Annotated in this window: 6 protein-coding genes; 5 read left to right on the top strand and 1 reads right to left on the bottom strand. The window is 60.2% G+C overall.

The genetic code is table 11. From position 1 onward, the window contains the following. Positions 1-188 precede the first annotated feature (188 nt). Positions 189-3,377, bottom strand: a complete 3,189-nt coding sequence (locus Q0349_RS11435) for a transferrin-binding protein-like solute binding protein (protein WP_298081101.1) — start codon at positions 3,375-3,377, stop codon at positions 189-191. 283 nt (positions 3,378-3,660) lie between these two features. On the opposite strand from Q0349_RS11435, the gene Q0349_RS11440 reads away from it, so the two are divergent. The 5 genes from Q0349_RS11440 to recA all read left to right on the top strand — a co-directional run. Further along, a complete protein-coding gene (locus Q0349_RS11440) occupies positions 3,661-4,641 on the top strand; it encodes an ABC transporter substrate-binding protein (protein ID WP_298081103.1) in 981 nt (326 codons plus the stop codon). Next, positions 4,641-5,405, top strand: a complete 765-nt coding sequence (locus tag Q0349_RS11445) for an ABC transporter ATP-binding protein (RefSeq protein WP_298081104.1) — start codon at positions 4,641-4,643, stop codon at positions 5,403-5,405. The genes Q0349_RS11440 and Q0349_RS11445 overlap by 1 nt, the downstream gene beginning before the upstream one ends. Then, entirely contained in the window at positions 5,402-6,196 is a 795-nt protein-coding gene (locus Q0349_RS11450; RefSeq protein WP_298081105.1) for an ABC transporter permease, read from the top strand. Before Q0349_RS11445 ends, Q0349_RS11450 begins: the two co-directional genes overlap by 4 nt. A gap of 24 nt (positions 6,197-6,220) precedes the next feature. Continuing rightward, positions 6,221-7,105 carry a tetratricopeptide repeat protein gene (locus Q0349_RS11455; protein WP_298081106.1) on the top strand — a complete coding sequence of 295 codons (885 nt, stop codon included), beginning with the start codon at positions 6,221-6,223 and terminating at the stop codon, positions 7,103-7,105. Positions 7,106-7,125: 20 nt separating this feature from the next. Beyond that, a partial coding sequence (recA, locus tag Q0349_RS11460; protein WP_298081108.1) for a recombinase RecA occupies positions 7,126-7,760 on the top strand: 635 nt, incomplete at its 3' end.

A 7,760-nucleotide genomic window follows, 5' to 3' on the forward strand; every position in this document is an offset into this window, starting at 1 on the left:
GGGTGCCCAGTCAGGCGACGCAACACCGTATGAGGCTTTCGGTGGATGGCTATATAAAGGTTTTTGTTGGGTGTGTTGGTTGTGCGACGGGCGATGGTCGCGATTGCGGGGGAAGGGGAGGGCAGGGCGGTGGCGCGTCCAAAATGAAAACGGCCTCTTGCGAGGCCGTTTGCTTTGTGGCGGCGGGGTTATTCGCCGCTGGTGGCTTGGCTGTTGCCGTAGGTGTTGGCGCCGTCGTCCCCCTGGAAGGTGTTGCTGGCGCTCTTGACCGCGCCGAAGACGCCGCCCCAGTCGCCCACTTCGTAGGCGGAGGCGTATTTGTCGTCCGGCTTGACCGAGTTGAATGAGCCGCCCATTTCATCGGCCTGTTTGCCGAAGAAGGCGGCGCGGAAGTCCGCTTCGTCATTGCCCGGTATGTAGGCGCGGTCGGCCTTGCCGATGACGGTGTTGCCGGTGATGTCGCCTTCAAATACGACCAGTTTGTCGTGGACAACGCCGGGTTTGGTGACGTCGGTCAGCCAGGCGTTATAGACGTCGCCCTTGACTTTGCGCGTGCCGAAATCGACGTTGGCTTCGACGAAGTTGCCGAGGCCGAGTTGTGCCGCGCCGCGTCCGTTCAGGCCGTCAAAGGCGTTCGGCATACTCTTGTAGCCGCCGCCGAGGCGGACGTCCTGGGTCACGCCGTGGAAGTCGTTGTTGATGCCGTACATCAGTGCGTGGCCGTTGTAGGTCGCGCTGCCGTTTTGTGGCATATCTTCCACGGCGGTCGCGTCTATACCGCGGAAGAAGTAGTTATCAACGCTGTCCGAGGTGCCTTTTTTCGCAAACGGCGCGCGAAGGAAGCCGTCGCCAAACGGGCCTTCGCCGTTGGCGAGGTCAAGTTGCGAGGTCACGCGGCCATACTGCACCCGCTTCAGCGTTATCGGCTGCGCGCCAATGCTGTATTCCACCGGGGCGCTGTCCAGATCGGCCTTGTAGCCCTGCGCCGTAGCGGTCGGCAATACGTTTTTGACCTTGGCGACAAAGGAGCGGGCACCAGAGTAGCTGTTCATGCTCATGTCTTTGACTTTGCGGTCTTCTTGATCCGCCCAGGCGAGGTGGTAATGGCCGAAGATGCGGCTGGTGGTCTTGTGGTGGTCTTCCCATCTGCCGTTTTCCCATTTGAGTTCTTGGCCGAGGGTCGGCAGTTTGCCGCCGGTGCGGTCGGTACCGCCGATGCGGATCAGGCCGTTGGTGATGTCGCCGGTCGGCTGGATTTCGATATCGCGGTCACGCGCCTTGGTGCCGTCTGCCAGTAGCGTATTTTCCTCATTTGCCCAGACCAAATCTTCCTTGCCTTCGCCTTTTTTGTCATCAAGCGGATTGTTTTCCGTATTGATGTCCACGCGGCGGGCGCGCGGATCCCAGCCGTTGGATGTGGCGTGGTTTTCAAAGGCGCTGTCCTGGGTACTCCACCAAATCAGGTTGGCGCCATATTTGCGCTCGTATTCCGGTTTGTAACCGGCTGCACCCGCTTTCCAGATACGGTCATCGGCATAGCGGATGGTGCCTTCGTCTTCGTGGTAGCCAACGTAAGCCGGACCGCGAAATTCGCCGCGCTGACCGCCACCTTTATTTTTAGGAGTGTGCCAGTTTGCGGAATTGAGTGTGTAGGTTATGCCATTTTTGGAGCAAGAAATTAGTTCAGTACTACATGAGGAATCGAGAAGACTTAGGTTGTTATATCTTCTGTTCATGGTTTCGATTGGAGTTTTGTCGTCTCCCGTGGCATCATTTGGTGCTGTTGCGGGTTCGTCGCGACTCCATTCTTTGTGTCGGCCTACTTTAACCCGATGACCCTGTGCATCATAACCATAATCATCTACCCACACATAGATGTGTCTCGTATAGCTTACAGTAGAACTCCAATCCTGATACAACGTCCAATCCCATTCATTGGCGACCGGATTGACCAGCGGGCGGATCGGCTCAAGCTGACGAATGGCGGTAAAGTCTTCCCGTTCGAGATAAATATGCTCGTGGTCTTTGGGGTCGCCACCAACCGTTGTGCCGCCCGTCAGTGCATTGTTATTGCCTTCATCATAAGGGACATTGGGGTAGGCAAACATCTTTTTCGGATATTTGGGATAGGCACCGTCTGGCCAGCCTTGTCGGTAATCATAAGTCCTGCCCTCATAGGTATAGGTCTGTTTTGCAGCGCCCGTCGTGCGGGTAATGGATTTCTCGCGTGAGATTTTTCCTGCAAAGGCGGCAGGATTTTTACCATCACCTTCCCAATCTACAACGTTATTCTCCTTGGCATCTGCATAATAATTATCCCCTTTGGGGTCTATATCTCTAGCTGTGCCAGTATCCGTTCCGTTATTGCGCCAAGCTTTCGCAGCTGCAGTGCCTCGTGGATCCGTTGGGCTATCGTCTTCTCCTTTAGGGAAATTGCCATAATTTTTAGCATTATTATTAAAAGTTCCAAACGAGTGGTCTTTTCCTGTACCAATATTGACCGGATGGCGGGAGTTGTCGTTGTTATTGTTCGTGGACCATGCGCCATTGGTGCTCAACAAATTGCTTTGAAGCGTATCAATATCGGGGAAGCCGGGAGGCGGCGGTTCGACTGTCTCAAAGCCTTGGGGCGGTGCATCATTGGGGTTTTCCAGTTTGTTGTTATCTGCGACTTTCGCATTCGGATAATCGACAAACGGCTGACGGTATTCGTAGCGCGGGGTATAGACGTGCGTGACCCGTTCGCGGGTAAATTCGCCGTTTTTGTCGGTGTTGTTCTGAATGTGGGTGTCAATGTTGTGGTCTTCGCCAAGGCGGTTGTCTGCCGCGCTGAAGTCGGCAGAGCCGACTTGTTTGAAGGCGCCGGCGAGGATGTCCACGTTTTTGAAGTTTTCCACTTGCAGTGCCGGGTTTTCGCGCGGGTGGCCATCGGCGGTGAGTGGTTCGTTCTCGGTGGCGCCGGCAAACTGGGCGCGAACGGCCTTGTTTTCTTCGCGCTCCATGTCGCGGCGGGCGAGGACGATGTTGGTCAGTTTCGGGTTTTGTTCGTCAAGGCTGACGCCAAGCAGCGGTGTGGCCGATGCCATTTTGTCGGGGTTATAAACGCGGTCGTAGTCCGAGTCTTCGCGGCGGATGTATTGCAGACCGCCTACGGTGCTTTCTTTGCTGAGGTCGCGACCATCCACAACTTTGGTGCCGGTGGGGTCAACGATTTTGTCGTCGTTTCGGGCTTCCGGCTGTGGTTGTGGTTCAGGTTTTTTGAGTTCAGGCTGCGGGGCAGGCGGGTCGGCCGGCGGCGGGGTGTTGTTGTCGCTGCCGCCGCAGGCGACGACGCCCAGGGCAACCATGATTGAGAGTGAGAGGTTCGTCAGTTTCACTGTATAGCTCCTTCCGTTGAGCCCCGCGCAACTCGGCGCTTTTGGGGCGTGAGTGTGGCGGCAGGATCTTCCTTGTGAGCGGTTTCCTCGCGCAGAATATTCCTGTCCGCACCGTTTGTGAAGAAACGGTTATGTGATTATAAGGTGTTTGTCATGATTTTGGTATGGTTTTGGCGAATGGCGCTGTTGCCAACCCGGATGGCGCCGCTTGAACTGTCATTACCGCTATGTTAAAAAGCGTGTCTGTCGCGCCGTTGCGCGGTTTTTCTTTTTCGGAGGTTTTATGAAGGTTTTGTTGCGTGTCGCGCTGGCGGCGGTTTTGGCGGTCGCGGCGCTGGTTACGCAGGCGGCGGAGAAGGTGCGTATTGGTTATATCGCGCTGCCGTCGCAGGCACCGAGTTTTATTGCGAAGGAGCGCGGGTATTTTGCCGCCGAGGGGCTGGACGCCGAGCTGGTCGCGTTTCAGGCGGCGCAGGCGATGGCGGTCGCCATTGCTTCCGGTGATATTGATTTTGGCGTGACGGCGGTGTCCGGCGGTCTGCTCAATCTGGCGGCGCGCGGCGATGCGGTGCGCATTATCGGCGGCGCGCTGGAGGAGGCGGAAGGGGTGCCGGGGCATAAAATCCTCGCCAGCAAGGCGGCGTTTGACGCCGGTTTGCAGTCGCCGATGGATTTGGACGGCAAGTCTTTCGCCATTACCACGCAGGGTTCGTCGTTTGAGTATATGGGGCAGCAGGTCGCGGCGAGAAATGGCGGCGTGGTGAAGACGGTGGTGCTGGCCAATATGCCCGCGATTGCCGCCGCGCTGCAGGCGGGCAAGGTCGATGCCGCCGTCGCCCAGCCGGGGATTGCCGCCGATTTGGTCGCCAAGGGCGCGGCGGTGGAGATTGGCAAGGTGGTGGATTTTCTCCCCGGTTATCAGGTGACGGTGCTCTTTACCGGGGCGAAGCTGGCGCAGGAAAAGCCTGAACAGGTGGCGGCGTTCAAGCGCGCGTTTGCCAAGGGCGCGGCGGACTATAACGCGGCGCTGGTGGAGAAGTCGCCCGATGCGGCGGCGACCGATGCGGTCATCGCCGCGATTCACAAGTATGTCTATACCGACCGCAATGATGCTGACGCCAGCCGCCTTATCCGCGAGGGCGCGATGCGGGTGTCGCCGAATGCGGCGCTCAACCGCGCCGATGTGCTCAAGCAAATCGGCTGGTTCAAGGCACAGAAGCTGGTGCCGGAGTCGCTGGACGTGAACGCGCTGCTGGCGGACTGATGCGCCTCGTCGCTGAAGGGATTTGCCACCGTTATCAGGGGCGGCTGGTGTTGCAGGATGTGTCGTTTGCGATTGGTGCGGGCGAGGTGGTCTGTCTCATCGGCCCGTCCGGCTGCGGCAAATCGACGCTGCTGCGGCTGCTCGGCGGGCTGGAGCGCCCGGAGGCGGGGACGGTGTGGCTGGAGGGCGAGGCGCCTGCGTCGTCGCTCAATCCGCTGACGTTTGTTTTTCAGGATTTTGCCCTGCTGCCGTGGCGCACGGTCGCCGACAATATTGCGCTGGTGCTGGAGCATCATCCGCTGTCGGCGGCGGAGCGGCGCGAGCGTATCGCGGATGTGCTGGCGCGGACGCAGCTAGCGGATTTCGCAAACGCCTGGATTCGCCAGCTTTCCGGCGGGATGCGGCAGCGGGTGGCGATTGCCCGCGCGCTTGCGGTCAATCCGGCGGTGATGTTGATGGATGAGCCACTCTCGGCGCTGGACAGTCAGACCAAGGATTTGCTGCTCGATGATTTTGTCCGCCTGTGGGCGGCGGCGCCGTTTTCCGCCGCCTACGTCACCCACAATTTGCGCGAGGCGGTGCGGCTGGGGCACAAGATTGTGGTGTTGTCGCGGCGGCCGGGGCGGGTGCGCGAGGTGGTCGCGCTCGATACGCCGCTGGACGCGCGCGATGAGCATTCGCCGGAATTGCAGGCGGTGGAGCGGCAGTTGTGGCAGTTGATGCGCGACGAGGCGCGCGCGGCGGAACGGGAGCTGGAGGCATGAGCGGGAAACGTATTCCGGTGCCGCTGCGGGCGCGCGAGTTTGGCGGCGAGGCGCCGCGCTGGATGAGCTGGGCGCTGTTCGCCGTGCTGCTCGCTTTTTGGGAAGTGGCGGTGCGCGCGGGCTGGATTAGCCGGGTTTATATGGCCTCTCCGGCGGAAATTGCCGTGCAGTTGCAGAATTTGCTCCTCTCCGGCGAGTTGTGGACGCATCTTTGGGCAAGTGTGCGCCGCCTGCTGCTGGGCTGGAATGTGGGCAGTCTGCTCGGCATTGCCGCCGGGCTGCTCATCGGCCTGTGGCGGGTCGGGCGCGGTACGCTGCTGCCGCTGGTGTCGGCGCTGTTCCCGGTGCCGAAAATCGCGCTGCTGCCGCTGTTCCTCGTCTGGTTCGGCATTGATGAAGGCTCGAAGATTGCGACGATTCTCATCGGTACGTTTTTCCCGACGGTGATTGCCACTTACGCGGCGGTCGATGATGTCGATCACAACCTCATCCGCATGGGGCAGTCGTTCGGCCTGCCGCCCGCCGCCATCGTCCGCAAAATCATCCTGCCGGGGGCGATGCCGGGCATCCTCGCCGGGTTCCGCATCTCCATTTCCATCGCCATTACCATGCTGGTGGTGGCGGAGATGATGAACGCCAACTACGGCCTCGGTGCCTATATCAGCAACGCCGGGCAACTCTACCGCATGGATCAGCTGCTCGCCGGGGTGACGCTGCTGGCGCTGCTCGGCATCGTGCTGTCGTGGCTGCTCGGCCTCTGCGAGCGGTGGCTGCTGCGCTGGCGGGGTTAAGGCTTTTTTACAGGAGACATATATATGACACGCTACATGATCTTCCTTCTCGCCGTGCTGACCGCCCCGCTGTGGGCGCAGGATGAACCGCCGGTGGCGCTGTTGCCGGTGCAGGGCGACACCCTGACGCCGGAAAAGGCGCAGGAAAAGGCAAAAGCGGCCAAAGAAGCGCCTGCGGCAGCGACGCAACCGTCGCCCGCCGCCGATGCTGCCAAAGAAGCAGAACCGCAGCCCGACGACGATCCCGCCATTGAAACCATCAAACTCTCGCCGCCGCCGGAAACCCCGCCACCGGATGCAAAAGCGGCGGAAGCGGACGCGAAAAAGCCTGCTGACAGCGAGAAAACCAACGAACAAAACGAAGGCGACACCACCCAGCCGTTACCGCCGACCGGCGTCGCGGTGACACCACAACCCGCGCCGGATGCGGCAACGCCCAAGCCAACCGCCGCCGAAGAAGAAGCGAGTCCGCCGTGGTCGGGTTACGCGCAGGCGCAGTCGATGGCGGAAAACGGCAACCCGCGCGGCGCGCTGAAGCAGTTGGAAACCCGCCTTTCCACCCATCCCGAAGACAGCCGCGCCGCCTATCTCAAGGGCTTGGTGCTGATGCAGCTTGGCCGTGGCGACGAGGCGGAGCGCTGGTACAAAATGATGCAGGCGAACTTCCCCGACCTGCCGCAGCCGGGCAACGCGCTCGCCGTCATCTACGCCGGACGCGGCGATTTGCCCGCTGCCGAAGCCGCCCTGCGCGCGCTCCTGGAAAAGCATCCCGACCACACCTCGGCACGGGTCAATCTCGCCCGTTTGTACGTGCAAATGGCGCAGACAGAGTACGAAAAGGCGCTGAAAGAGCAGCCTGACAATGCTATGATTGCGCGCAAACTTGAGGCTCTCAAAGCCATGCAGTAACACCCAAAAAGCGGAAATTTATGAGCAAAAAACTCTCGGAAGAACAGGAAAAGGCGCTGAAAGCGGTGCTGGCGCAACTGGACAAACAGTTTGGCAAAGGTACGGTGATGCGCCTCGGCGACCAGACCACCGAACACGACATTCAGGCGATTTCCACCGGCTCGCTCGGCCTTGACATCGCGCTCGGCATTGGCGGCCTGCCGCGCGGGCGCATCGTCGAAATCTACGGCCCGGAATCCTCCGGCAAGACGACGCTCACCTTGCACGTCATCGCCGAAGCGCAGAAAGCAGGCGGCACGGCCGCCTTTATTGATGCCGAACACGCCCTCGACCCGATTTACGCGCGCAAACTCGGCGTCAATACCGACGACCTCTACATCACCCAGCCCGATACCGGCGAGCAGGCACTGGAAATCGCCGACGCCCTCGTCCGCTCCGGCGCCTTCAGCGTGATTGTCATTGACTCCGTCGCGGCGCTGACCCCGAAAGCAGAAATCGAAGGCGAAATGGGCGACTCGCACGTCGGCCTGCAAGCGCGGCTGATGAGTCAGGCACTGCGCAAACTCACCGCCAACATCAAGCGCGCCAACACGCTGGTCATCTTCATCAACCAAATCCGCATGAAAATCGGCGTGATGTTCGGCAGCCCCGAAAC

The sequence above is a fragment of the uncultured Cardiobacterium sp. genome (genome assembly GCF_938028185.1).
Classification (GTDB): Bacteria; Pseudomonadota; Gammaproteobacteria; order Cardiobacteriales; family Cardiobacteriaceae; genus Cardiobacterium.

Bases quoted from the DNA above. Each gene is read 5' to 3' on its own strand.
- Q0349_RS11455 (WP_298081106.1), top strand. From the start codon at position 6,221: ATGACACGCTACATGATCTTCCTTCTCGCCGTGCTGACCGCCCCGCTG.
- Q0349_RS11445 (WP_298081104.1), top strand. From the start codon at position 4,641: ATGCGCCTCGTCGCTGAAGGGATTTGCCACCGTTATCAGGGGCGGCTG.
- Q0349_RS11450 (WP_298081105.1), top strand. From the start codon at position 5,402: ATGAGCGGGAAACGTATTCCGGTGCCGCTGCGGGCGCGCGAGTTTGGC.
- Q0349_RS11440 (WP_298081103.1), top strand. From the start codon at position 3,661: ATGAAGGTTTTGTTGCGTGTCGCGCTGGCGGCGGTTTTGGCGGTCGCG.